We start from the raw sequence: 22,797 nt of genomic DNA on the forward strand, positions 1-22,797 counted from the left end.
AACCTCATTACTCGCGGACTAAAAGTCCGCGCTACAATCATGGACAAGAACGTTTTGCAATCCATCGCCGGGGTAGAAATCTATCCGCTTATCTCGCTGGGCATCTTCGTGCTCTTCTTCCTGGGGCTGCTGGTGTACGTGCTGCTGAGCAGCCGCCAGCACCTGCGCACCATGAGCGAGCTGCCCCTGCTCGACGACGAGGAAACCATCCAATCAACCCTAAACCACGACGTGTTATGCTAACCACCCGCACCCTCCCGCTGACTTTCCTGGGCCTGCTCAACAGCTTCGCGGCCGCCGCCCAATCTGCTACCCCAAACGAGGCTCCCAACTCAACTACCGTGCTGAGCTGGGTGGTGTGGTGGGCCGCCGGCGTGGTGCTGCTGATGGCCGTCGTGACTGCCGGTTCGGTGACTTCGGCCGCAAAATATCGGTACGAAGCGCAGCAGGCGCAGCCGGAAGCGGCAGAAGCACCAGTTGCTGCCGCGCCAGCCATTGCCCCCAGCCAAGCCACGCCGGTTGAAACCGCACCGGTCAAAATCGCCACCCAAGAAGAGGTTTACGCATGATACGCCCTCACCAATTGCTTTACGGGGCCGGGGCGGCGCTACTAGTTGCCCACCCCGCCCTGGCCCAGGCGGCCGAAGCCAGCGCACTGGCGGGCACCGACACGCAACGGACCCTGCTCTGGTTTGTGCTGAGTACGCTGGTTCTGGTGCTGATGGTGTTTTTGCTGCTATTCGTAGCCTTAGTTGCTTGGATGCGGCCGCAGCTGCGCAAGCTCTACGACCTACCCACGGTGCACGACACCTGGAGCGGCCAAGTGCTGGGCCTGCTGGTGGGCGATGCCCGCCTGGTGCAGGGAGAAGTGCGCGACGAGCTGCTCGACCACAACTACGACGGCATCCACGAGTTCGACAACGACCTGCCGCCGTGGTGGAAGTATGGCTTTTACGCCACCATCGTATTTGCCATCAGCTACGTTACGTACTACCACGTCCTCAAAACCGGCCAGCTGCAGGGTGCCGAATACGCCGCCGAAATGCAGCAGGCCGCCCTGCTCATCGCCGCCACGCCCGACGACCCCAACCAGCTCACCACCTACCAGCCCCTGCTGGTGCCGGCCGAGCTGAGCAGCGGCAAAAGCATCTTCGCCACCAATTGCGCGCCCTGCCACGGGGCCAGCGGCGAGGGCAAAGTCGGCCCCAACCTGACCGACGAATTCTGGCTGCACGGCGGCGAGGTAAACCACGTCTACAAAACCATCAAATTTGGCGTGAATGGCAAGGGCATGGTGGCCTGGAAAGGCAAGCTCTCGGGCAAGCAGATTCTGCAAGTGGCCTCTTATGTGCTGAGTTTGCAAGGCACCAAGCCAGCTAATGCCAAGCCGCCGCAGGGCGAGAAAGAGGCACCTGCAAAGGCAGTGGCAAAGCTTTAGCATAACGCTTCAGCGCCGGAACCTCACCCCCGGCCCCTCTCCAAAAAAGAGGGTAGCCGAACGACTTGTAGCGTGGACTCTGCGAGTCCGCGCATTGAACGAATCCTCTCCCATACGCGGACTCGCAGAGTCCACGCTACGGCCCGCGCCGCGCCCCAACCGTCAACACCATGCCCGCCACCCAATTCAAGCCCGACGACTCGTACCGCGACTCGCTCTCCACGATAAGTGCGGCGGGCGAGCGGGTATGGCTCTACCCCAAAAAGCCCGCTGGCCGTCTCTACCGCTACCGCAAGGCGCTGAGCTACGGCTTTCTGGCGCTGCTCTTTGCCGGGCCGTGGCTGCGCATTCACGGCCTGCCCGTGCTGCTGCTCAACCTGCCAGCCCGGCGCTTCATCATCTTCGGGCAGATTTTCTGGCCCCAGGATTTCTTCATTCTGCTGCTGGCCACGCTCACATTTCTGGTGTTCATCATCGTGTTCACCGTCGTGTATGGGAGGGTGTTTTGCGGCTGGGTGTGCCCGCAGACCATTTTTCTGGAGATGGTGTTTCGCCGCATCGAGTACTGGCTGGAAGGCGACGCGCCCCAACAAAAAGCCCTCGACCGCCGCGCGCTGGACTGGGACAAATTCTGGCGCAAAACCACCAAGCACGCGCTGTTTCTCGGCATCTCGTTTCTGATTGCCAACACCTTCCTGGCCTACATCATCGGCACCGAGGAGCTGGTGAAAATTGTAACTGATTCGCCCACGGCCCACCTGGGCGGGCTGGCGGCGCTCACGGTTTTCACCGGCCTGTTCTACGCGGTGTTTGCGCGGTTTCGGGAGCAGGTGTGCACCATTGTGTGCCCGTATGGGCGTTTGCAGGGCGTTTTGTTGGATAAGGACAGCCTCGTGGTAGCGTATGACTACCAGCGCGGCGAACCCCGCGAAAAGCTGCGCAAAACCCAGACCCGCAACGCCGGCGACTGCATCGACTGCCACCAGTGCGTTCAGGTATGCCCCACGGGCATCGACATCCGCAACGGCGCTACCCAGCTCGAATGCACCAACTGCACGGCCTGCATCGACGCTTGCAACAACATCATGGCCCTGATTGAGAAGCCTCCAGGCCTCATTCGCCACGCTTCGGTGAACGGCATTGCCGAGGGCACCAAGTTCCGCCTCACCGGCCGGGTGAAAGCCCTTTCCGGCGTGCTGGCCTTCCTGCTGATTGTGCTCACCGGCCTGTTGGTGTCGCGCTCCAACGTGGCGGCCACCGTGCTGCGCACACCCGGCCAGCTCTTCCAGAAAACCGACCACGGCACCATCACCAACCTCTACAACATATCGGTCATCAACAAAACCAACCAGCCCTATCCCCTCACCCTGCGCCTGCTGGAACCGGCGCAGGGCACCATTTCCCTGGTCAGCACCTCCACCCTCACCCTGCCCGCCCAGGGCATCGCCGAGGGCGTGTTTTTCGCCGAGCTGCCCCGCGCCGCCCTCCACCACACCAACCAGAAAATCCGCATCGGCCTGTTTAGCGGCTCCACGCTGGTGGCCGAGACGAGCACGAAATTCCTCGGGCCGGTGCAGTAGAGAAAGGATGGCGCGGGCCTGCGGCCCGTGCCGATTATTCGCAGGCCTCTGGCCTGCAATCATTGAACAACACCCGCACGGCGCGACCGCCTGCGGGCCAGAGGCCCGCCAATAAGTAGACACGGGGCAAAGCCCCGCGCCATCCGCCTATACATGATGACTCCCTCCAAACCCCGCACCATCTGGCCCTACGCCATCATTGCCGTATTCGTGGCCTTCGCCGGCTACATCGGTTTTATGGTGCAACAGGCCATGCGTACCACCGTCGACCTCGTCAGCCCCGACTACTACAAGCAAGAGCTGGCCTACCAGCAGCGCATGGAATCGGTGGCGCGCACTGCCGCACTGCCCGCGCCCGTGCAGCTGCACCACGATGCCGCCGCCCAACGCCTCACCCTGCAAATGCCCGCCACCCTGGCCGGCCAAACGGTGCGCGGCAGCATCCACTTCTTCCGCCCTTCCGACCAGAAGCTGGACTTCAACCTGCCGCTGCAAACCGGCACCAACCAACAGTTCAACACCGCCAAAATGCTGCCCGGCTACTGGCGCGTGCGGGTCGATTTCACCGCCGACAACCAGGCTTATTTCGTCGAAAAAGAATTAATTATCCGCTAGAACCATGCTTTGGGCCGGCTTTTTATTCGGGTTGCTGGGCAGTTTCCACTGCGTGGGCATGTGCGGGGCCATTGCGCTGGCGCTGCCCGGGCCGGCGGCCGGCACCAGCCGGTTCCGCTATGTGGGCGGCCGCCTGCTCTACAACCTGGGCCGGGCCAGCACCTACGCCACGCTGGGCGCGGGCGCGGGCCTGCTGGGCCAGGGGCTGCGGCTGGCGGGCGTGCAGCAGGGGCTGTCCATTGCTTCGGGCGTGCTGATTCTGCTGCTGGTGGCGGTGCCCGAGCGCCACACGGCGCGGCTGGCGGGCCTGCTGGGTTTCAGTCGGCCGCTGGCTTGGGTGAAAAACACGCTGGGCCGGTTGTTTCAGCAGTCGTCGGGGCAAGCGCTGTTTGCAACGGGCCTGCTCAATGGCTTGCTACCCTGCGGCCTGGTGTACCTCGCGTTGGCCGGGGCTTTGAGCGCGCCGGGCGTGATGGGCGCGGCGGCCTACATGGCGCTGTTCGGCCTGGGTACGCTGCCGCTGATGCTGGGCCTTTCGCTGAGCGGGCAGCTGGTGCCGCTGGTCTGGCGCAGGCGCATGCGGCAGGCGGTGCCCTACGCAGCTTCGGTGCTGGCGGTGCTGTTCATCGTGCGTGGATTGGGGCTGGGCATTCCATATCTAAGCCCGCAACTGCAGGCCCCGGCCGTAGCGGCCGGGCCTCAGCCGGCTACCGTGCATTACTGCCATTAAGGTTTTCACCAATAGCATTCTACTGCTCCAAAAGCAGATTTTCAACCATTTACAACGGCATTCTGCGCCGCCAAAATAGCCCCATGAAAACCATCCTCGTTCCCCTCGACCACACCGCCGCCACCGAAGCCACCCTCGCCTACGCCAACAAGCTGGCCGTGCGCTGGCCGGCCGAGATTGTGCTGCTCTACTGCCAGCCCGCGGATATCGTAACTACCCTCGAAGCCCAGACGCAACACCTCCAGAGCCTGGTGGAGCGCCTGCGCTACCAGCAGCTCACCCGGCAGGACGGCCGCCGTATCCGCTACCATTACCGGGTGCTGGCCGGCTGCCTGCACGACCACATCCGCGCCGAGGCCACCCGCTGCGCCGCCGACCTCGTGGTGATGGGCCTGGAGCACATCGACTGCGGCCGGCAGGAAGCACCCGGCAACCACGCCGCCGCCCTCACCGAACTCGTGACCTGCCCCGTGCTGGTAGTACCGCCGGGCCGCCGCTCGCTGCCCCAGCGCCTGGTGTTCCTGGCCGATTTTGGCACCCTCAACCCCACCGTGCTGCCCCGCCTGGCCGCCTTGGAAAGCGCCTTCCCCACCGCCCCGCTCGATTTGGTGCAGTTCTACGCGCCGGCTCAGCGGCCGCAGCGGCGCAGCCTGCGCCAGGGTCTAGCCAAAGCCGCCGCCCAGTTGGCCTGGGCGGCCCCCAGCGCCCTGCACCTGCTCGAAGACGACGCCCCTCTGGAGGGTATCAGCGAGTTCTGCGCCCACATTCAGGCCCAGCTCCTGGTAATTGCGCCCGCCAGTCCGGCCCAGCTGTTGCGCTATTTCGATGCCTGCTACACCACCACGCGGGCCTACCACACCCAGATTCCGGTGCTGGTGCTGCGCGCCGCCGAGCGCCAGCCCGCCGTGCAGTGCTGCGATAAATGCGCCGAGCGCCTGGCCCGGCAGGAAGCTCCGGCCGGGGCTACGGCCACCGCCAGCAGCCGCGCCGCCTACCACGGCGTGAACTGGGTGTAGCCGTTTGGACAATCATTTGAACGGTCATGCTTCGACTGCGCGGACGCCAGATGAAGCATGACGTTCTTTTTCTCTCAGTCTTACTGATTTCACTCATGGAACCCTCCGTTTTACAACCCCAAACCCTCCCTGTCGCTACGCCGCGCGCCATGGTTGAGCAGTGGATGCGGCAGTTTCAGGACTGGCTGTGCCACCGCCTTGAAGCCGCCGACGGCAGCGGCCACCGCTTCGTGCCCGAAGACTGGACCCACGCCGGCGGGGGCGGCGGCTGCACCCGTGTGCTCCAGCACGGCCACATTCTGGAGAAGGGCGGGGTGGCCTTCTCAGCCGTGCGGGGCGAGATGAGCGAAACCGCCGCCCGCCAACTGCTCATGCCCGACCGCCGCTATTTTGCTACCGGCGTGAGCGTGGTACAGCACCCGCGCAGCCCGCGCGTGCCCATCTCGCACATGAACGTGCGCTACTTCGAGGCCGGCAACGGCGAAGCCTGGTTCGGCGGCGGGCTCGATTTGACCCCGATTTACGTGGATGCGCAGCAGGCCCGCTGGTTCCACGAGCAGATTCGAGAAGTGTGCCAGCGCCACAATCCCGACTACTACCCGCGCTTCAAGGCCTGGGCCGATGAATACTTCTACCTGCCTCATCGCCAGGAAACGCGCGGCGTGGGCGGCATCTTTTTCGACCGCCTCACGGTGGGGCGCGACGGCCTGTTTGAGGAATTATTCGCCTTCGTGCAGGACGTGGGCGAGGTGTACGGCCGCGCCTACAGCGCCATTATGCGCAAGAATGCGCCGCTGCCCTACACCGAGCGCGAGCAGCAGTGGCAGCGCGTGCGCCGGGGGCGCTACGCCGAATTCAACCTGGCCATCGACCGTGGCACCCGCTTCGGCCTCGAAACCGGCGGCCGCACCGAATCCATCCTCATGAGCCTGCCCCCGCAGGCCGACTGGCACTACAACCTCACGCCCGAACCGGCCTCGGCCGAAGCGGCCTCGCAGCAGTGGCTCCGCCAGGGAATCGACTGGCTGGCCGTGGGCGCGGGCGGGGTGGCGGCTTAGGCCGGCACCACCGTCAGTCGCACCCGCACCGGCGTCGGGGGGATGGAAATCTGGCCCACACGCGGGGCTGGCACCGTGGTGGCCACCCACCCCACGCCCCACGCCGCCGAAACCGTGGATGCCACAAAAACCAGTTGCAGATGGTCGGCAGAAACTTGCATGTACCTGGCAGGAAGCATTTCGAAATCCTCCGCTTGATTGATAAATAAAGCCGTTCGCGTGGGCCCAGTTCCGGCCCGTTGGTTCGCTGTGCAGCCGGACTGCTGAGCACTACTCGCAAAGCTGTCGCATGCTTCCCACACATTTAATAATCAGTATCACACCAATAGCTGACTTTTATCATTTTACCTGGACTGTTGCCGGCAAACCCAGGAGCTTAAATGGCGGCGGCCAGTCTTGGCTGGCCGCCCCCACCTCAGCCGCGCGGGTGGGCCGAGAGCAGCAGCACCGGCACTTTGGTGTAGCGCAGCACATGGTCAATCACGCTGCCGCTGACCAGCTTGTGCATCCAGCCGTGGCCCTGGTCGAGCAGTACCAGCAGGTCGGCGTTCAGGTCGTGCACCGCTTGCAGCACACCGGATGCGGGCAGCTCGCTCCGCACCGGGCGCAGCTCGCTGCCGGGCGTGGTGGCGGCCAGCCCGCACGCCTGGGCCGCCGCGTAGCCGGCCCCGGTGCCGGCCGGGGCACCGGGCGGCTGCACCGTCACGGGCAGGATTTCGCACTCCAGGGCATGCAGCACCGGGATTACGGCCGTGGCCGCCGGCTCCAGGGCGAAGGCCTGGTCGGCTTCCAGGGCCAGCACCAGGCGGCGGGGCGGGTGCATGGCGGCATCGGGCAGGTGCTCGGGCACGAGCAGCAGCGGGAAGTTGGTTTGGCGCACCAAGGGCAGGGTGCGGTTGCTCAGCCACTCGTCGAGGTAGCCGCTGGTGGCCGTGAGGCCGGACACCAATAGCAGCGGGTGGTGCTCGCGCAGGGCCTGCTCGATGGCGCTGGGCCAGTCGGCTTCCAGCAGTTCGGCGGTGGCGTGCACGGGCATAGCAGCAGCCACTTGCTGGAGGCTGCGCCGGGTGGCGGGCACGTACTGCTCGTCGAGGATGGGCAGCACCGTTCCGTATTCCCCGACGATGGGCTGCGGCAGGAAGACGTGTATCAGGTGCAGGTCGGCCTTGAGGGGCGTGGCCAGAGCGGCCGCGTACACCCGGGCCCGCTCGGCCGCGAGCGAAAAATCGGTTAAGACAACGAAGTTGGGTTGCATGACGAAGCGAAAAAAAGGGAGCAGAACAGCATCATGGTCAGCAGTCCGGTAATGCCTTAGCATTCAATTCCTCAGCTCATGCTGGGCATCCAGTCGGGGATTTCGGGGGCTTCGGCGGGCAGCAGCAGCACCGGCACGGGCGTGTGGCGCAGCACCTGAGCCGTGACGCTGCGGTGAAACAGCCGCCCCAAAAAGCTGCGCGTACGGGCGATGAGCACCAGCAGGTCGATGCGCGGGCCGTAGAGCGCCTCCACGATGCCGGTGGCCGGGATGGGGTGGTGCGACTCCTGCAACACCAGCGACGTGGCGGGCGGCAGCAGGTGGCTGGCCCGCACATCGGCCAGGGCCATGCGGCTGGAGAGGGCCAGCGGCTCGGGGGCGGCCGTGACGTGCACCACGGTGTAGGAGGAGTGCCAGGCGGCCATGAGCGGGGCCAGGGCCCGGGCGGCAGCATTAAGCTGAAATGGCTCGGCATCGACGGCGATGACTACGCGGCGCGGCAGGCGGGGCTCCGGCGCGTCTTCGGGCACCAGCAGCAGGGGGCGGTGGGTGGCGCGCAGCGCGGGCAGGGCGCGGTTGTGCATCAGGTGGTCGAGCAGGGTGTGTTCCTCGCTCAGGCCCAGGGCCAGTAGCAGCGGGTGGTGCTGGTGCACGGCCGTGGCCACGGCTTCGGCGAGGGGCTCCTGGGAGATGGTGACGCCGGTGGGCATGGCCAGTTGATGCCCCAGGGCTTCGAGGGCCTGAGCGGTTTCGGCCTGGCTATTGTAAGCATGAATGCCGGCCAGCGTAGCCGGCTCGGGGTCCGACTCCGGGCCTGAGCATAGGTGCAGCAGCTCAAGCCGGGCCTGGAGCGGGGCCCCCAGCACGGCCGCCCACCGCGTGGCCTGCGCCGCCGAGTCCGACAGATTGGCGAGTACCAGAACAGATGGATTCATGACCTTGAGCCGAAAAAACAACGATTAAAACACCCCGAATACTCCTGCCACGCTACTCCTCGGCGGGCAGCACCAGCACCGGAATGGGGCTTTCCTGAATGAGCTGCGCCGTGACGCTGCGGTGGAACAGGCCGCCCAGCAGGCTGTGCCGCCGGGCCACCACCACCAGCATATCGGCCTCCATATCACCAGCTTGCTGCAACACGCCCCCCACCACGGTGGGCTGCCGCACGCGGTGCACCCGGTGGGCATCTACCTCCTTCAGCATGCCGTGCTGGTAAATGCTGGCCATTACATCGGGCGAGGCCGGCGCGTCGTCGGTGGCCACGTGCACCACATCGAGCGTACCCTGGTTGGCCTGGAGCAGGCGGGTCAGCAAGTGACGGGTTTCGGGCAGCTTGAAGGACTGGCCATCCACGGCCAGCAGCAGCCGGCGGGGCGGCAGCACGTCCCAGCCCACGGTGGGCACCACCAGCAGCGGAAAGGGCGCGTGCCGGAGCAGGTCCATGGCCGCGTTGGTCACGATTTCGGCCGGCATGGTGGCCGAGCCGGGGCGGCCCAGCACCAGCAGCAGCGGGTGGTGGCGGCGCACCACGTCCTCCACGGCTTCGGGCAGGAAGTCCTCCGAAATATCCACTTCGGTGGGCACCTCCTGGCCGGCAGCCAGGTGCTTTAGCTGCCGGGCCGTTTGCCGCTCGGTGCTGGTGCTGTGGTGGCTGTACTCGGCCGGGGCCAGCAGGCCATCGCGGCGCACGTGCAGCAGCACCAGATGGGCGTGCAGCGGCACCGCCAGCCCCGCCGCATACGAGAGTGTGCGGTTGGAAACTGCAAAAAAATCGGTGAGGACGACGAGGGCGGGCGAATGATTCATAGCTAGAAAAAGCGCAAACAGAGCAAGTAAAAAATTGAAATCCAGACCAATTCGAAGCATTAGCTGAAAATAAGCCAATCCCCCAGCCGGAGCAGGTAGCCGCTCTGGGGCGCTAGGCCGGACGGTGAGCATTGGCCTCCAGCCGCCACCCCAGCAGGGTCAGCAGGCTGGCCAGCAGCACCGAAAACAGCAGTATCAGCGGTTGCATAGGCGGCGGTTTTGGGGTGGTGAGGACAGAATTGGGTTGAGACGGCGGCAGTTCAAATATCGAGAAATCGTCCCCTCGCCGCCGTGATGTTAATCGCCTTACAATATGATTTATATCATAAACCGGACACTACCGAGCCCAAGCTAGGGCCGCAGGCCGAACAGCGCCTGGCGCAGGGCTTCGTCGCGGTGGTACACATCGGCCAGGAAGCGGAGCTGACCATTTTCGGCGGTGCAGGTGGCGTAGCGCACGTACAGGGGCAAGGGGCGGGCCAGGCGCACATCGCGGGGGCGCGGCATCTCGGCGCACTCGTCTTCGGTGGGCAGCTGCACGGGGCGGCCTTCGCGGCGCAGCAGGTAGGCCGCCAGCAGCATGGGGTTCTGCAGGCGGATGCAGCCGTGGCTAAGGGCGCGACGAGGAGACTTGAACAGCGACCGCGCCGGCGTGTCGTGCAGGTAGATGGAATACGGATTCGCAAAGCGAAACACGATGTTGCCCAAGGCATTATCGCAGCAGGCCGACTGCCGAATGGTAAAATCGAAGTTCTCCGGCGTGACGTTGGCCCAGTTGATGTGCCAGGGGTTGCGGCCCCGGCCCTGGGCATCGGTGAGGCGGTAGTTGTTGCGGTACAGGTAGCCGGGGTCCTTCTTGAGGCGGGGCAGGATTTCCTTCGTGGCAATGGACTGCGGCACGTGCCAGTCGGGGGCCAGGGTGAAGTAGCTAAGGCGGCTGCTGAGCGTGGGCGTGGGCGTTTCGGGCTTGCCCACCACCACGCGGTGGCGGCGCTGCACCGAGTCGCGGGCGATGACCTCCAACTCGTAGGCGGGCAGGTTAATGAGGATGTATTCGGCTTCCGGGATGCCATCCCAGCGCCAGCGCTCCAGGTTCAGGGCCACCTGCTCGTACTGCGCCCGCCGCCGGGCCGCCGAGTCGGGCAGCACCGGGGCGGCCAGCCACTGCGCCAGTGCCTGTTGCAGCTGGCGGTACTCGCGGTTGGCGGGCTGGCTGGCCCGCAGGGCGGCGGGCACGTTGTGGCCGGCCAGGGCGGCACGCAGCACCGAGGCCGGCTGCCGGCCCGGCCCGGCAGCCTTCTCCCCCACCGACACCGTGTAGGGCCGCAGTCGCCCGCGCCGCAAATCGCGCATAAAGGCCAGCACCGCATCGCTGAGGTACACTTCGAGGCGGGCCTGCTGGGCGGCGGCCGGGTGCCGGGCGCGGCCCAGCGAATCGCGCAGGGCCAGCAGCTGGTCCAGGTGGTAGTCGGCGGCGCTCAGGCCGTGCTCGGCGGCACGGGCCAGCAGGGCCAGGGCGGCGCGGGTGTTGAGGCTATCGGGCGCGGTGCCCCAGGCCGGAGCATAGGCGGCCCCGAAAAATGCCCGCACGGTGGCCCCCGCCTGCAGGCCCCGCGACTCGTCGGCGGCGCGCAGGCTGCCGGCGGCCGTGGTATCAAGCAGCGCCTGAATGTAGTGGGCCACGGACTCGGTGGGTGGTGGGCTGGCGGGTTCGATGACGGCCGGGGGCGACTCTGGCACGCGCCAGCCGGGCACGAGGCCGCCCCCCGGGGCCGTCAGGACCAGGCACAGGCAAACCGGCAGGAGGCGGAGAGCAACCATCGGAATCAGCAAGTATAATTCTTTATAATAGTAATTAATATATATTACTTAAGCAAATCAGCTGCCGGGCTTTCGGCCCAATGCCGGAACCCCATTATAAGGCCAACCTCACCCCGTGGAACATGATAAAAATCAGGCATTTTTACTAACTTATTATAGCTGACCGGCATAGCGCAGGCCGGTTCTTTGTCCCGCTCTCTTTCACCAGCCCTTACCCACTCATGACGTCCTCCCTGCTCATTCTCACCGACTTTTTTCAGGCCGCCAACCGCGCCCTGGACTATGCTACCAACCTGGCCCGGCCGCTCCACGCGCGCCTGGTATTGCTGCACGTGCGCCGCGATTCCGCGCTCGACCCGGAGCACTTCACGGGCAATTTTTCCAACCTGAGCAAGGAAGCCGTGGCGCTGGCTCTCAATAGCGTGGCACGCGGCCTGCCGGTGCCCGTGGTGGCCGAGGTAGGCTACGGCCGCGTTGAAGTAGCCGTAGCCGATGCCGTGGCCCGCCACCACCCCGCCCTGATAGTGCTGGGCCGCCCCGACCACTCGGACCTGCCCGATGAGCTGGTGCAAACCACGTCGCTGGACCTGCTGCGGCACCACCCCTACCCCATGCTGGTGGTGCCCCACCTGGTGGCCAGCACGGCCCCGCCCCGCCGCGTGCTGATGGCCGTGGACGGGGAGCCCTTCAGCCTGGGCGCGCACGCGGGCACCATGCAGGAAATCTTCACGAATCTGAAGGCCGAGGTGACCGTGCTGAACGTATCGGCCGGCCGCCACGAGTTGGACCCCGCCGCCCTGGAATCGGTGCGGCAAACCGGCCTGCTGCTCGACCTGCCCCCGGCCCACGCCCGCAGCGTGACCAACGCCAGCCCTGCCCGGGGCATTTTGCAGGTAGCCCAGCCCCACGACTTCGATTTGCTGGTGGTGGTGGCCCGCGAGCGCAGCTTCCTGGGGAAGCTATTTCATAACAGCGTTACGGCCGAGCTGCTGCTGGACAGTGCGTTGCCCATCCTGGTGCTGCCGGCGAAGTAGGCCCCGGGGCACCTTCCGGGCGCGGGGCGCGTAGTTTGCGGCTGAACTCCCGCCCGCGTAGCGCCACCCCATGCCCGCCCTTTCGCCCGACCTCCGCAAAGCCCTGTTGCAGCTGCCGCAAAAAGAAAAAGACCAGCTCCTGGCCCGCCTCGTGGCCCAGGACGCGGTGCTGACCGAACAACTGGCCTTCCGCCTGCTCGAAGGACCCGAGGCCTTGGAAACCCGCCGCGCCGTCCTGCGCACCCAGGTCGACGACCCCGTGCGGGGCTTCCACCAAATGCCTAACGACCTGCTGGTTATTCTGCGGCAGCTCCAGGCGCGGCTGGCTTACCACGCCAAAATCACCGATGATGCCTTCGGCGAAGCTGAGCTTAGCTGGCGGCTGCTGGCCAACGTGTTCCGGCATCAGGCCGCCAGCACGGCGCGCCTGCATGGCCCCACCCAGCCCCTGCTTCAGCACCTGGCCAAGCGCACCCAGGAAGCCCTCCGCCAAACCACCCGTCTGCACGAGGATTTCCACCTGGAGCTGGCCGAAACCGCCAACGCCGTGTTGGCTGCGCTTTGGCAGTCGGGTGCGGCCCCGCTGGCGCGGGAGTTGGGCCTGCCGCGGGCTTTTGGGGGTTGATGAATTTTACAACGCCCGGAATACGATGGGCATGGTCATGCTCACCCACACGGGCTGGCCGTGGACTTTGCCGGGCGTCCACCAAGGCATGAGGCGCACGAGGCGCAGGGCTTCTTCGTCGAGGCCGCTGCCCAGGCCGCGCACCACGCGCGGGTCGTGCAGGTGGCCGGCGGGGTCCACGGTGAAGGTGACGTGCACTTTGCCCGACAGGCTGCGGTCGAGCGCAGCGGCGGGGTATTTCACCTTGCTGCTCAGGAACTTTACCAGCGCCGCGTCGCCGCCCGGGAAGGCAGGCATCTCCTCGGCCGTGAAGTAGACGGTGGGAGCCGCCGGGGCGGCGGCAGTTCCGCTGTCGGTTTGAGCCGGCACATCGGCTGAAGCCGTCTGGGCCTGGGCCAAACCACTGGCCGCCGCAATCAATCCAGCAACCAGCGCGAAACGGCAAAGCATAAGGTGGTCCGGCTAAAGTTCTATGGTACAAAGCTACACGCCCCCGTTGCTGGCTCAGAGCCCTCAGAATTATCCTTTTGTTGTGGTAATGTTGGTAACATAGCCAGCGGGTGCGCGGCGGGTTGGGCTGGCATCCTTTCGGCCCCGAAATCAGTACAATACCCTGCTAGTCCGCCCCTTACTTCGCCGCTTATGGTTCCCTCTCCTACTTCCGATGCGTCCGCTCCGCGCGACCCGCAGCTTTCGGCCGCCAACCTGCGCCTGGCCCTCGATGAGCTGGACGCCAAAATCAAGACCCTGCACAACCGCGCCCACGCCACGGCCGCCGGCTCAACTAACACTTACGAAACCCACGCCGCTGCCCTTGAAGCCAAGCGCGCCCGCCTGGCGGCCCAGCTCACGCAGGCCGGCACTCCCGCCCCCGGCGCCGAGCCCGGCCCCTGGCAGCAGCTGCGGCAGGACATCGAAAACCTGGGCCACGACGTACAGGCCTTATTGTAGCTGATTAATGGCTTAATCCTCTTCAAAAGCACTTTCCAAAAGTATTCCCTCCCTTCAGTTCACTGTCTTTTTTACCGTCATGCACAAGATTTTCTCACTGCTGCTTCTGGGTTTCGGCCTGAGTCTGACCCTTCCGGCCACTGCGCAGTCGCGCCCCAAGCTGAAAAAGCGTGCGTTTTCCCACACTTCAGAATCGGGCCGGGGCAAAAACAACAAGGCCCACTTCCGTGCTGAGAATGGCGGCAGCCGCCCGGTTCTCGACTTGAAACCCCACAAGCTGGAGTCCTTCAAAACGACCAAATCGCCCAAGCCTTACAAATTTTACAACCCCAAGTAAGGGCCCGCCTCACGGTCCTTGCCAGCCAAAGCCGCTGCTTCTGCCGAAGCAGCGGCTTTACTTTTTCGGCCCTTACCAATTAATCCAGACCGCACAATAACTACGTAAGCACTTATCTTTAACTACAATCTCACCGCGACGCTTCTGCCTGATGAAAAACACGTTACGCGCCCTATTTTTCTTGTTGATAATTGGACTGGGGCAGTCGGTTTCGGCGTTGGCCGCACCGCCCACTATCCCCGGCCGCGTGGTGCTGAAACTACGCTCCGGCCAGTCCCCGGTTACGCTCGAAGCCGCGCTAAAATCCCTGAATGCTCACGATTTACGGCAGAAATTCCCGCGTGCCCAGGCCCCCAGCGCCGAGCGGCCCGGTAGCGTGGATTTGCGGGGCATTTATCAAATCGAGCTACCCGCCGCCGTGCCGTTTGACCGCGCCCGGGCCGTGCTGCTGGGCACCGGGGCCGTGGAGTACGTGGAGCCACTCTACATCCGTGAGCCGATGTACCAGCCCAACGACCCCCGGGCCGATTCTACGCTCACCAGCCTCACGGCCAGCCAGTTTTATCTCAAGCAAATCCGCGCCTACCGCGCCTGGGACGTGACGCGCGGCGACAGCAGCATCGTCATCGGCATCACCGACGGCGGCGTACGCCTCACCCACGAGGACCTCCGTCAGCAAATCAAGCACAACTACGCCGACCCCGTGAACGGCCGCGACGACGACGGCGACGGCTACGTGGACAATTTCACCGGCTGGGACCTGGCCAACAACGACAACGACTGTGGCTACGACATCAACATCATCCACGGCTCGCTGGTGGCCGGCGTGGCCACCGCCCGCACTGATAACGGCCTTGGTATTGCCGGCCTGGGCAACCAGTGCCGGTTTCTGCCCCTGAATATTTACCCCAACACGCCCACGGGCAGCTTTGCCGGCTACGAAGCCATCGTGTACGCCGCCGACCACGGCTGCCAGATTATCAACATGAGCTGGGGCGCGCCGGGTGGCTACTCGCGCTTCGAGCAGGATGCCATCACCTACGCCGCCGTGAACCGCGACGCCGTGGTGGTAGCCGCCGCCGGCAACACCAGCGCCGACATCCTCTTCTACCCCGCTTCCTACGACCACGTGCTGTCGGTATCGGGTGTGAGCAGCACCGACCAGAAAAGCCCCGCTGCCACCTTCAACCACCGCGTGGATATGGTGGCCCCGGGCCTGAGTATCCTCACCACGCAGGGTTACCACACGGTATCGGCCGGCGGCGTGGCCGATGCAGATTACGTGGCCGTGGGCGGCACCTCGTTTGCCGCGCCGCTGGCGGCGGCGGCGGCGGCGCTGGTGCGGTGGCGTTTCCCGCAGCTCACGGCGGCTCAGGTGATGGCCCGCCTGCGCCAGACCACCGACAACATCGACGGCCTGCCCGCCAACGCGGCCTGGGCTGGCCGCCTCGGCACCGGCCGCCTCAATGTGCTGCGCGCCCTCACCGCCAACCCCAAGGAAGCCCGCGTCATCGCCAGCACGTTCCTGCCCGCCCGGCCCGCCTACGCGCCCAGCGACACCTTGCGCCTGGCCGTGGACGTGCAGAACCTATTGCAGCCGGTGGCCGGCCTCACGGTCACGCTCACTTCGCTCTCGCCCTACATCACGGTGCGGCAAGGCAGCTTTGCGGTGGGGAATATGGCCACGCTGGCCCGCGCTACCAACTTCACCGCGCCCTTCCGGCTGGCCGTGGCCGCCAGCGGTATTCCGCTCAATACCACCGCAACGCTGCGCTACCGCATTACCGACACGGGCGGCTTTCAGTATGACCAGTACGTGGACCTGATGCTGAACCCCGACTACGTCATTCTCAACGCCAACGACCTGACCCTCACGCTCACCAGCCGGGGCAATCAGGGTTTCGATAACCTGGCCGGCACCATAGGCGCGGGCCTCACCTACCGCACCAGCGGCAACATTCTGAGCGAGGGCGGCCTGCTGCTGGCCACCACGCCCACGCGCGTTTCGGACCGGCTGCGCACCAGCGGCGGGCAGTCGCGCCAGTCGTTTTTCAGCCTGCGCCAGGCCACCCGCCAGCAGCCCGGCCCCCGCGCCGACCAGGAAGCCCGCGTGGCCTTTCAGGATACCATTCCGGTAGCCGGCAGCCGCGTGCGGAGCGTGGGCGTGGCCGTGCGCCAGCGCGCCTACGCCTGGGCCACGCCCGGCCGCCGCGACTTTGTGGTGCTGGAATATTCGCTCAAGAACCTCACCGCCGATACCCTCAAACCGCTATACGCCGGCATTTTCACCGATTGGGACCTGCCCAACCCCGACGGCGCGGCCCGCAACGCCGCCGCTTACGACACCGCCCGCGCCCTGGGCTACTGCTACGCGCTGGGCGGCCCGGCCGGCACCACGCCCCCGGTGGCCTACGCGGGCATCCGGCTGCTGCGCGGCGGCACGCCGGCCGTGTATTCCATCGATGGTGGCGCGCCCGCCGGCTCCCCCATCCGCCTGGCCGACGGCTTTTCCTTAGCCGAAAAATTCCTAACCCTGAGCAGCGGCACCGCACGCGCCCAGCGCACCGCCGGCCTGCCCAACGGTGCCGATGTATCGCAGGTAGTGGGCACCCGCCTGGCCCGACTAGCCCCCGGCGACTCTACCACGGTGGCCTTCGCCATGCTGGCCGCGCCCACGCTGGCGCAACTCCAAGCCTCAGCCGATGCGGCGGCGGCGGTTTATAGTGCGGTACTGCCCACGCGCCCAGCGACGGTTGACGGCTTCAGTATTTATCCTAACCCTGCTACCGGCTTACTGCGGGTAGAAGTAGCGGCAAATTTGGGTTTGCGTGAGCTGCTGCTGCGCAATGCGCTGGGGCAATTGGTCCGCCAACAAGCTGCCAGCGGCATCGCCGCCACTCTCGACCTGACCGGCTTGGCACCGGGGTTATATATACTGCGGGCACAGGGAACCGGCGGCGTACTTACCAAATCTGTATTGCTACGCTAAAAAGATGCCCGAATCAGCACTGATAATAGGCACTTTTATAAAAGAAAGTGACGCTTTGCCTGGCAGCCGTTTACCGACTGGTCACACCGTCCAAAGCTCGTCCCAGCCGGTGGTGTAGCGCGGCGACCGGTGAGCGGAGCGCCCCGCCCAGGCCGGGGCCAGCGGCTGGCCCGTAGCAGACTTCGCCACGCCGGCCGCCGCCAGCTGCACCAGGGGCCGGCCGTAACGCATATTCAGCGCGTCCAGAGTTGTCATCAGTTGCTGGCGGCGCTGCTGGTCGGCCGCTGGGGCACTGAACAGGGCCAATTGTGCCTGCCCTACCGGTTCTAACCCACTGAGCAGTATCCCGGCGCGGTGGTAGGCCACACCGGGCCGGCGCAATTGGAGCAAGCCGCGCAGGGCCGCCTGCGTGAGCAAGGCGGTGTCGTTTGTCGCTTCGGGCAGGCTGAGCACGGCGGTGCGGGTGGCCGGCTCGGCAGTAGGCGCATACCGGTCGGTGCCCAGAATAATGGTTACCAGGTGCGCGGCCAGTCCGTGGTGGCGCAGCTTTACGGCCGCTTTGGCAGCGAAGGTGGCCACCGCCTCGGCCAGCACGGCCGCCTCGCGCTGCGGCCGACCAAAAGAACGGGTGCAGGTGACGCTGTGGCGGCTGGCCGCACCGGGGCGCAGCTGGTCGCCGTCGTCGTCCCATTCGGCGGGGTTCCAGTCTAGGCAGGGCTGGCCGTGCAGCTCGCGCCACAGGCGCTGGCCCACCACGCCGCCCAAGTGGCGGCGCAGCCAGGGCTCGGGCAGGGCCGCCAGGGCCGCGCCGGTATCAACATTCATTTCCAACAGCTTGCGGGCGTAGCGTCGGCCGATGCCCCACACGTCGGCAATAGCGGTTTGGGTCAGGGCTGCCTCGCATTCAGTGGGCGTGGCCAGAACCAGCACGCCCTGCGTGCCCTGCTTGCGGGCCAGGCGGTTGGCCAGCTTGGCCAGCGTTTTGGTAGGGCCGATGCCTACGCAGACCGGAATACCGGTGTGCTTTATCACCGTTTTGCGCAGCTTCTGGCCGTATTTCAGCAAGTCGGGGGCCAGCAGGTTCATGCCCCGAAAATCCAGAAAGGCCTCGTCAATCGAATAGACCTCTACGCCCGCGGCAAAGTGGCTCAGCACCTGCACCACGCGTCGGCTCATGTCGCCATACAGGGCATAATTGGAGGAGAATACGCGGACCTGGTGCTGCTCCAGCAACGGGCGCACGAGATGGTAAGGCTCGCCCATTTTCAGGCCCAGGGCCTTGGCTTCGTCGGAGCGCGAAATCAGGCAGCCGTCATTGTTGGAAAGCACCACCACGGGCCGGCCTTCCAGTTGCGGCGCAAACACCCGCTCGCAGGAAACATAGAAATTATTGCAGTCGACGAGGGCATACATAGACCTGAATGTGGAGTTGGGCGGGGAAATTCAACCATCTATCGGTTTATAACCATGTGTAGGAACGCGGGACCTACGTTTGTAACGTACCCTAGCAGCGGGGCCGGGCTACTTCCGGCCCCCGCCCGTCCCATTATTACCCAGCGAATGAATAACGTGCGTGACCACGCCCCACACCACCAGCCCCATGTCGCGGCTCACGGCCAGGGGCGGGTAGCGGGCGTTTTCGGCCACCAGCCAAGGCTGGCCGGCGCGCAGCTGCAAGCGTTTGATGGTGTGCTCGCCCTCCACCACGGCCACCACAATGCTGCCGTGGCCAGGGCGCAGGGCGCGGTCCACGGCCACGAGGTCGCCGGGGTGGATGCCGGCCCCGGTCATCGAGTCACCGCTGACGCGGGCCAGGAAAGTAGAGGCCGGATTTCGGAACAAATGCTGCGTCAGGTCGAACGGCGCATCGAGTTGGTCGTCGGCGGGCGAGGGGAAGCCGGCCGGCACCGGGCAACTAAACAACGGCAGCTCCCGAGTGCTAAAAAGAGGAGCAGCGATAAAATCGCAAATAGATGCAAGCATAACAATATTCAGGTGATTTAGCGACAACAGTCCGCACCGCTAATTACTAAATAAATTAGCCAATTGTTTCACCCTACCCTACCCATTACACAACAACCTTCCATTCAAAATTTTACAACCTTCATGGGATAATCATGTTGAACATATGAAATCACCCAACTACTCCTCGAAAAAGCCTAAATAAAATTCTTTCCAAATTTTTTAGTTTACCGTAATAATTGTATCTTTGGGTATGTCAAACGTCAAGCTCCCTACGCCGCTGCCCTTGCAGCAATTTGCCCGTTGCGTGAACGACGCGCAACGTCCGGCCGACTACGTTGGCGACTGGCCCGAGGCCGGCCGCGTGTATGCCGTGCGCGTGTTGCCGCACGTGCGCACCGGCCATCCGCAGGTGCACGTCCTTGGTTTTTATGCCGAGCGTCCCTACGGGGCTTTTGCCGCCCACCGCTTCGAGCAAGTGGCGGACGTATGGTTGAACTAGGCCGCGCCGGCCGTTCGCCCGATGGTTCCATCCCTTAAGACCCCGCTGGCTTCACCGCCGGCGGGGTCGGTTTGTTTTGGGGGGTGGGTTCTGTCACGGATAAAAGAAGACCGTCATGCAGAGCGCAGCGAAGCATCTTGCCCGCAGTCAGTAATCCTTATTGATTGGATTAGTGGTGGCGGGCAAGATGCTTCGCTGCGCTCTGCATGACGGTCTGGAAATCTGTCCAATACCCCGGCTACCGGCCGTAGATGTGGAAAATCCCTTTATCGGAAGGCGTCCAAAGACAAGCGCGCTGGCCACTGGCTTTCAGGGCGTTGTTGGTCCAGGTGTTGCAGGTGTACAAGAAGCTGTAGACGCGGTGAGCTTCGTAGAAAGCATCGTCCTGACCGTAGCTGTGGCCTTTGATATGCTGGGCGTGACCGGCGGCATCAAGCGCGAAGCTGCGCTGGATGTAGGCAATCAGGCGGGCGTACTCGGCGCGGCTGAGATGGAGCGGGATGGTTTCGGGGCCGGGCGCGAGGCTGTGGAAGTAGGTGGTGTGCATGGCCGAGGAGCCCAGCCAGAACGCGGCAACAAAGGCGGTGCTGAACTTGAGGTCGGCCCAGGTGGGCGTGTCGAGGTAAAAGCCTTTATCGCCCCAGCCGAAGGCGATGTAGCGCATGGTGCTGTCCTGCGAGGGAATGTTGGCGATGGGCAGCAGCTGATTCCAGTCAATCTGGTCGGTTTTGATGGGCAGCACGATGTCGGTGTGCACGCCGTTGGTGTGCAGGAACACGGTGACGTCGGCCGGGGCGTTGGGGTCGGTTTTGGCTACCGGAATGGCCGACAGCGCCAGGGCCGAGCCGACGTAGAGCGCTGCCACGCCGATAATGCCGCCAATGGTGTAGCCAGTGAATTTTAGGGTTTTGCGAAGCGTGAGCGACATAGATTGGGGTAAGCGGATTTATTGAGCAACGCCGGAACGCTGGCTGTCGCGGGTGTTCTTCTGCACGGCAATGGCCGCGAACATGCTCAGCAGAAACGACATGGCGTAGAAGCCTTTTTCGCTCAGGGTGAGCGTGGCGTTCCAAAGCCCAACAGTGAGCAGCAGAATGCACAGTACGGTAGAAAACCAGCTCAGGCCGTAATAAATGTTGGTTACAGGGATGCCTTCGAGGCGGTCGCGCACGCTTTTTTGTAGGGAAATGGCCGAAAACAGGCCGTACATGAGCACCGTGAAGTAGTAGCCTTTCTCGTTCAGGGGCATGGCGGCGTTCCAGAGGCCGATGATGAAGGCGGCCAGGCCGGCCAGCAGGGCTACCCAGGAAGCGGCGATAAAGGCGTTGGACGGTTGCGGTTGGGGGTTCATGCTTGTGTGGAAATGGTTGAGTTTAACGCCGCCAAGTACGGCAAAAATCGGATAGGCCACGGGCCGGGGCAACCGGCGGCGGCCTGTACTTTTGTCCGGCTGCCGCCGTCTGCGGCGGCCCCTCCCCTCGCTTTCCATGTGGACTTCAACCTCCGAGCGGCTGGCCGCCCTCGATGCCGAATGGCGGCAGCCCACGGCCCGCTTTCGCAACTTCCCGCTCATTGCCCGCTACCACGCGGCAGTGCCCGCCGAACCTGCTTACCACCGGCTCGACCAGCAAACCTGGACCGACCTGAACGGCGACGAGCTGTTCACGCTGCTCGACGGCACCGTGAGCCGCGTGGGCCAGCAGTGCCTCTACCACCGCCTGCGCAGCCCGCTGGATGATGCGACGGCCCTGCGGGAGTTCGACGAAGCGGCCGGGTTCTTCGCTGCCCGGCCCACCGAGCGCGGCCGGGTGCAGCTGGCCCTCAGCCGTCTCACCTCCACCGCCGCCTACTACCTGGCCGACCTGCTGGCCGGCGAGCCCCTGCCCGAGCTGCCCTGGGCGGCGGCGGCCCCAGCGCTGGTGCTGCTGCTGCTGGCCACGGTTGTGGGCGGCTTCTGGGCGCCGGCGCTATGGCTGCTCACGGGAGGGCAGCTGCTGGTGCACACGGTATTGCACATCTGGAGCCGGGCGCGGGTGGTGGCCGGCGTGCGGCCCATGCTGCAGCTGGGCAGCCTCTATCGCACCGGGCTCGATTTAAGCCGCCTGGGCCTGCCGCTGCCTGCGCTAAGCGGACTGGCCGCGCCGCTGGGCCGGCTGGGCTCGCTCGTGAAAAAGGTGGCCTTTTTGCAGTTCGAGGGCCAGCTGCAATCCGACCTGGCCGCCCTGCCGTGGCTGATATTGGAATACATCAAGATTGTGCTGCTGCTCGATTTCATCGTGTACCACCGCTGCCGACGCGACGTGGAGCAACACGCCGACGCCATCCGGGCCGTGTACGAGGCCGTGGGCTACGCCGATTGCGCGGTGGCGGTATCCGGCTTCCGGGCAAGATTCTTACACTGCGTGCCGGTTTTTACAACCGAAGAAACCGGCTTGCACCTCACGGCGGCTTACAACCCGCTGGTGCCCGGCTGCGTGCCCAACGACCTGGTCGTGACCGAGGCCAGCGTGCTGCTCACGGGCTCGAATATGTCGGGCAAAACCACGTTCATGCGCACCATTGGGCTCAATACGCTACTGGCCCAGACCATTGCCACCTGCCCGGCGGCGGCTTACGCGGCCCCGTTCCGGCGGGTGGTGTCCAGCATCAACCTGGCCGATAACCTGCCCGAGGGCAAGAGCTATTATTTTGCCGAGGCTGAGGCGGTGCTGGGCTTTATTCAGCAGGCGGAGACGGGCGGCTACCTGTTTATTCTCGATGAGCTGTTCAAGGGCACCAATACGGTGGAGCGCATTGCGGCCACACAGGCGGTGCTGGCGCACCTGCAAGCCCACAGCCTGGTGGTGGCCTCCACGCACGATGGCGAGTTGGGTGCGCTCCTCGCCCCGGCCTTCACCGAATACCACTTCTCCGAAACCGTGACCGAAACCGACTGGTACTTCGACTACCAGCTCAAGCCCGGCCCGCTCACTACCCGCAACGCCATCCGGCTGCTGGCGCGGGCGGGCTACCCGGCCAGCATCGTGCAGCAAGCCCTGGCCCTGAGCCGCACGCTGGATGCCGCCGGATGAGCACATT

25 protein-coding genes are annotated in these 22,797 nt (G+C 64.8%); 15 read left to right on the forward strand and 10 right to left on the reverse strand.

The features are described 5' to 3' along the window. The first annotated feature begins 39 nt into the window (after positions 1-39). The 8 genes from AAFH49_RS06275 to hemF all read left to right on the forward strand — a co-directional run bounded on the left by AAFH49_RS06275 (position 40) and on the right by hemF (position 6,437). Positions 40-243, forward strand: coding sequence for a hypothetical protein (locus AAFH49_RS06275; protein WP_342296668.1), 204 nt, complete (start codon positions 40-42; stop codon positions 241-243). Further along, positions 237-569, forward strand: coding sequence for a hypothetical protein (locus AAFH49_RS06280; protein WP_342296669.1), 333 nt, complete (start codon positions 237-239; stop codon positions 567-569). Before AAFH49_RS06275 ends, AAFH49_RS06280 begins: the two co-directional genes overlap by 7 nt. After that, positions 566-1,438, forward strand: a complete 873-nt coding sequence (locus tag AAFH49_RS06285; RefSeq protein WP_342296670.1) for a cbb3-type cytochrome c oxidase N-terminal domain-containing protein — start codon at positions 566-568, stop codon at positions 1,436-1,438. Before AAFH49_RS06280 ends, AAFH49_RS06285 begins: the two co-directional genes overlap by 4 nt. Before the next feature lie 170 nt (positions 1,439-1,608). Further along, a complete protein-coding gene (gene ccoG / locus AAFH49_RS06290) occupies positions 1,609-3,018 on the forward strand; it encodes a cytochrome c oxidase accessory protein CcoG (RefSeq protein ID WP_342296672.1) in 1,410 nt (469 codons plus the stop codon). A 153-nt stretch (positions 3,019-3,171) separates the two neighbouring features. Continuing rightward, a complete protein-coding gene (locus AAFH49_RS06295) occupies positions 3,172-3,633 on the forward strand; it encodes a FixH family protein (protein WP_342296673.1) in 462 nt (153 codons plus the stop codon). A gap of 4 nt (positions 3,634-3,637) precedes the next feature. Next, complete coding sequence (locus tag AAFH49_RS06300) at positions 3,638-4,363, forward strand: sulfite exporter TauE/SafE family protein (protein WP_342296674.1); 726 nt, start codon at positions 3,638-3,640, stop codon at positions 4,361-4,363. 83 nt (positions 4,364-4,446) lie between these two features. Beyond that, the gene (locus tag AAFH49_RS06305; protein WP_342296676.1) at positions 4,447-5,379 is read left to right on the forward strand and encodes a universal stress protein; all 933 of its coding nucleotides are present in this window, start codon (positions 4,447-4,449) and stop codon (positions 5,377-5,379) included. Between the two features lie 95 nt (positions 5,380-5,474). Next, entirely contained in the window at positions 5,475-6,437 is a 963-nt protein-coding gene (gene hemF / locus AAFH49_RS06310) for an oxygen-dependent coproporphyrinogen oxidase (RefSeq protein ID WP_342296678.1), read from the forward strand. Here hemF and AAFH49_RS06315 read toward each other — a convergent pair. The 5 genes from AAFH49_RS06315 to AAFH49_RS06335 form a co-directional block, all read right to left on the reverse strand. Next, positions 6,434-6,598: a hypothetical protein gene (locus AAFH49_RS06315; protein WP_342296680.1), complete on the reverse strand. Its 165-nt coding sequence runs from the start codon at positions 6,596-6,598 to the stop codon at positions 6,434-6,436. The genes hemF and AAFH49_RS06315 overlap by 4 nt on opposite strands. A gap of 254 nt (positions 6,599-6,852) precedes the next feature. After that, positions 6,853-7,692, reverse strand: a complete 840-nt coding sequence (locus AAFH49_RS06320; RefSeq protein WP_342296682.1) for a universal stress protein — start codon at positions 7,690-7,692, stop codon at positions 6,853-6,855. Between the two features lie 71 nt (positions 7,693-7,763). Further along, a complete protein-coding gene (locus tag AAFH49_RS06325; protein ID WP_342296684.1) occupies positions 7,764-8,627 on the reverse strand; it encodes a universal stress protein in 864 nt (287 codons plus the stop codon). 52 nt (positions 8,628-8,679) lie between these two features. After that, positions 8,680-9,498 (reverse strand): universal stress protein, encoded by an 819-nt coding sequence (locus AAFH49_RS06330; protein ID WP_342296686.1) that lies wholly within the window; start codon positions 9,496-9,498, stop codon positions 8,680-8,682. A gap of 351 nt (positions 9,499-9,849) precedes the next feature. Beyond that, positions 9,850-11,319 (reverse strand): L,D-transpeptidase family protein, encoded by a 1,470-nt coding sequence (locus AAFH49_RS06335; RefSeq protein WP_342296687.1) that lies wholly within the window; start codon positions 11,317-11,319, stop codon positions 9,850-9,852. A 221-nt stretch (positions 11,320-11,540) separates the two neighbouring features. On the opposite strand from AAFH49_RS06335, the gene AAFH49_RS06340 reads away from it, so the two are divergent. Then, positions 11,541-12,353 carry a universal stress protein gene (locus AAFH49_RS06340; protein WP_342296688.1) on the forward strand — a complete coding sequence of 271 codons (813 nt, stop codon included), beginning with the start codon at positions 11,541-11,543 and terminating at the stop codon, positions 12,351-12,353. 70 nt (positions 12,354-12,423) lie between these two features. Next, positions 12,424-12,978, forward strand: coding sequence for a hypothetical protein (locus AAFH49_RS06345; protein ID WP_342296689.1), 555 nt, complete (start codon positions 12,424-12,426; stop codon positions 12,976-12,978). A gap of 6 nt (positions 12,979-12,984) precedes the next feature. Here AAFH49_RS06345 and AAFH49_RS06350 read toward each other — a convergent pair whose 3' ends face one another. Further along, complete coding sequence (locus AAFH49_RS06350; protein WP_342296691.1) at positions 12,985-13,428, reverse strand: energy transducer TonB; 444 nt, start codon at positions 13,426-13,428, stop codon at positions 12,985-12,987. A 192-nt stretch (positions 13,429-13,620) separates the two neighbouring features. On the opposite strand from AAFH49_RS06350, the gene AAFH49_RS06355 reads away from it, so the two are divergent. The 3 genes from AAFH49_RS06355 to AAFH49_RS06365 all read left to right on the forward strand — a co-directional run bounded on the left by AAFH49_RS06355 (position 13,621) and on the right by AAFH49_RS06365 (position 17,255). Beyond that, entirely contained in the window at positions 13,621-13,929 is a 309-nt protein-coding gene (locus AAFH49_RS06355) for a hypothetical protein (RefSeq protein ID WP_342296692.1), read from the forward strand. A 79-nt stretch (positions 13,930-14,008) separates the two neighbouring features. Continuing rightward, entirely contained in the window at positions 14,009-14,266 is a 258-nt protein-coding gene (locus tag AAFH49_RS06360; RefSeq protein ID WP_342296694.1) for a hypothetical protein, read from the forward strand. A gap of 151 nt (positions 14,267-14,417) precedes the next feature. Continuing rightward, positions 14,418-17,255 (forward strand): S8 family peptidase, encoded by a 2,838-nt coding sequence (locus AAFH49_RS06365; RefSeq protein ID WP_342296696.1) that lies wholly within the window; start codon positions 14,418-14,420, stop codon positions 17,253-17,255. 81 nt (positions 17,256-17,336) lie between these two features. On the opposite strand, the gene AAFH49_RS06370 is transcribed toward AAFH49_RS06365, so the two are convergent. Both AAFH49_RS06370 and AAFH49_RS06375 read right to left on the reverse strand, forming a co-directional pair. Further along, a complete protein-coding gene (locus AAFH49_RS06370) occupies positions 17,337-18,668 on the reverse strand; it encodes a Y-family DNA polymerase (RefSeq protein ID WP_342296697.1) in 1,332 nt (443 codons plus the stop codon). Positions 18,669-18,776: 108 nt separating this feature from the next. After that, positions 18,777-19,238, reverse strand: a complete 462-nt coding sequence (locus AAFH49_RS06375; RefSeq protein ID WP_342296698.1) for a LexA family protein — start codon at positions 19,236-19,238, stop codon at positions 18,777-18,779. A gap of 232 nt (positions 19,239-19,470) precedes the next feature. Here AAFH49_RS06375 and AAFH49_RS06380 point away from each other — a divergent pair, with 232 nt between their 5' ends. Then, complete coding sequence (locus tag AAFH49_RS06380) at positions 19,471-19,719, forward strand: hypothetical protein (protein ID WP_342296699.1); 249 nt, start codon at positions 19,471-19,473, stop codon at positions 19,717-19,719. 238 nt (positions 19,720-19,957) lie between these two features. On the opposite strand, the gene AAFH49_RS06385 is transcribed toward AAFH49_RS06380, so the two are convergent. Both AAFH49_RS06385 and yiaA read right to left on the reverse strand, forming a co-directional pair. Then, a complete protein-coding gene (locus AAFH49_RS06385; protein ID WP_342296701.1) occupies positions 19,958-20,647 on the reverse strand; it encodes a TIGR02117 family protein in 690 nt (229 codons plus the stop codon). A gap of 18 nt (positions 20,648-20,665) precedes the next feature. Further along, positions 20,666-21,070, reverse strand: coding sequence for an inner membrane protein YiaA (gene yiaA / locus AAFH49_RS06390; protein ID WP_342296703.1), 405 nt, complete (start codon positions 21,068-21,070; stop codon positions 20,666-20,668). Between the two features lie 136 nt (positions 21,071-21,206). On the opposite strand from yiaA, the gene AAFH49_RS06395 reads away from it, so the two are divergent. Beyond that, entirely contained in the window at positions 21,207-22,790 is a 1,584-nt protein-coding gene (locus tag AAFH49_RS06395; protein ID WP_342296705.1) for a MutS-related protein, read from the forward strand. Positions 22,791-22,797: the final 7 nt, after the last annotated feature.

Source organism: Hymenobacter segetis, assembly GCF_038448715.1.
Classification (GTDB): domain Bacteria; phylum Bacteroidota; class Bacteroidia; order Cytophagales; family Hymenobacteraceae; genus Hymenobacter; species Hymenobacter segetis.

Excerpts from the sequence above, each read along its gene's own strand:
- AAFH49_RS06340 (WP_342296688.1), top strand. The coding sequence starts at position 11,541 with ATGACGTCCTCCCTGCTCATTCTCACCGACTTTTTTCAGGCCGCCAAC.
- AAFH49_RS06330 (WP_342296686.1), bottom strand. The coding sequence starts at position 9,498 with ATGAATCATTCGCCCGCCCTCGTCGTCCTCACCGATTTTTTTGCAGTT.
- AAFH49_RS06275 (WP_342296668.1), top strand. The coding sequence starts at position 40 with ATGGACAAGAACGTTTTGCAATCCATCGCCGGGGTAGAAATCTATCCG.
- AAFH49_RS06300 (WP_342296674.1), top strand. The coding sequence starts at position 3,638 with ATGCTTTGGGCCGGCTTTTTATTCGGGTTGCTGGGCAGTTTCCACTGC.
- yiaA (WP_342296703.1), bottom strand. The coding sequence starts at position 21,070 with ATGAACCCCCAACCGCAACCGTCCAACGCCTTTATCGCCGCTTCCTGG.
- hemF (WP_342296678.1), top strand. The coding sequence starts at position 5,475 with ATGGAACCCTCCGTTTTACAACCCCAAACCCTCCCTGTCGCTACGCCG.
- AAFH49_RS06355 (WP_342296692.1), top strand. The coding sequence starts at position 13,621 with ATGGTTCCCTCTCCTACTTCCGATGCGTCCGCTCCGCGCGACCCGCAG.
- ccoG (WP_342296672.1), top strand. The coding sequence starts at position 1,609 with ATGCCCGCCACCCAATTCAAGCCCGACGACTCGTACCGCGACTCGCTC.
- AAFH49_RS06380 (WP_342296699.1), top strand. The coding sequence starts at position 19,471 with ATGTCAAACGTCAAGCTCCCTACGCCGCTGCCCTTGCAGCAATTTGCC.
- AAFH49_RS06285 (WP_342296670.1), top strand. The coding sequence starts at position 566 with ATGATACGCCCTCACCAATTGCTTTACGGGGCCGGGGCGGCGCTACTA.
- AAFH49_RS06365 (WP_342296696.1), top strand. The coding sequence starts at position 14,418 with ATGAAAAACACGTTACGCGCCCTATTTTTCTTGTTGATAATTGGACTG.
- AAFH49_RS06385 (WP_342296701.1), bottom strand. The coding sequence starts at position 20,647 with ATGTCGCTCACGCTTCGCAAAACCCTAAAATTCACTGGCTACACCATT.
- AAFH49_RS06370 (WP_342296697.1), bottom strand. The coding sequence starts at position 18,668 with ATGTATGCCCTCGTCGACTGCAATAATTTCTATGTTTCCTGCGAGCGG.
- AAFH49_RS06375 (WP_342296698.1), bottom strand. The coding sequence starts at position 19,238 with ATGCTTGCATCTATTTGCGATTTTATCGCTGCTCCTCTTTTTAGCACT.
- AAFH49_RS06305 (WP_342296676.1), top strand. The coding sequence starts at position 4,447 with ATGAAAACCATCCTCGTTCCCCTCGACCACACCGCCGCCACCGAAGCC.
- AAFH49_RS06360 (WP_342296694.1), top strand. The coding sequence starts at position 14,009 with ATGCACAAGATTTTCTCACTGCTGCTTCTGGGTTTCGGCCTGAGTCTG.
- AAFH49_RS06335 (WP_342296687.1), bottom strand. The coding sequence starts at position 11,319 with ATGGTTGCTCTCCGCCTCCTGCCGGTTTGCCTGTGCCTGGTCCTGACG.
- AAFH49_RS06320 (WP_342296682.1), bottom strand. The coding sequence starts at position 7,692 with ATGCAACCCAACTTCGTTGTCTTAACCGATTTTTCGCTCGCGGCCGAG.
- AAFH49_RS06280 (WP_342296669.1), top strand. The coding sequence starts at position 237 with ATGCTAACCACCCGCACCCTCCCGCTGACTTTCCTGGGCCTGCTCAAC.
- AAFH49_RS06345 (WP_342296689.1), top strand. The coding sequence starts at position 12,424 with ATGCCCGCCCTTTCGCCCGACCTCCGCAAAGCCCTGTTGCAGCTGCCG.
- AAFH49_RS06295 (WP_342296673.1), top strand. The coding sequence starts at position 3,172 with ATGATGACTCCCTCCAAACCCCGCACCATCTGGCCCTACGCCATCATT.
- AAFH49_RS06395 (WP_342296705.1), top strand. The coding sequence starts at position 21,207 with ATGTGGACTTCAACCTCCGAGCGGCTGGCCGCCCTCGATGCCGAATGG.
- AAFH49_RS06350 (WP_342296691.1), bottom strand. The coding sequence starts at position 13,428 with ATGCTTTGCCGTTTCGCGCTGGTTGCTGGATTGATTGCGGCGGCCAGT.
- AAFH49_RS06315 (WP_342296680.1), bottom strand. The coding sequence starts at position 6,598 with ATGCAAGTTTCTGCCGACCATCTGCAACTGGTTTTTGTGGCATCCACG.
- AAFH49_RS06325 (WP_342296684.1), bottom strand. The coding sequence starts at position 8,627 with ATGAATCCATCTGTTCTGGTACTCGCCAATCTGTCGGACTCGGCGGCG.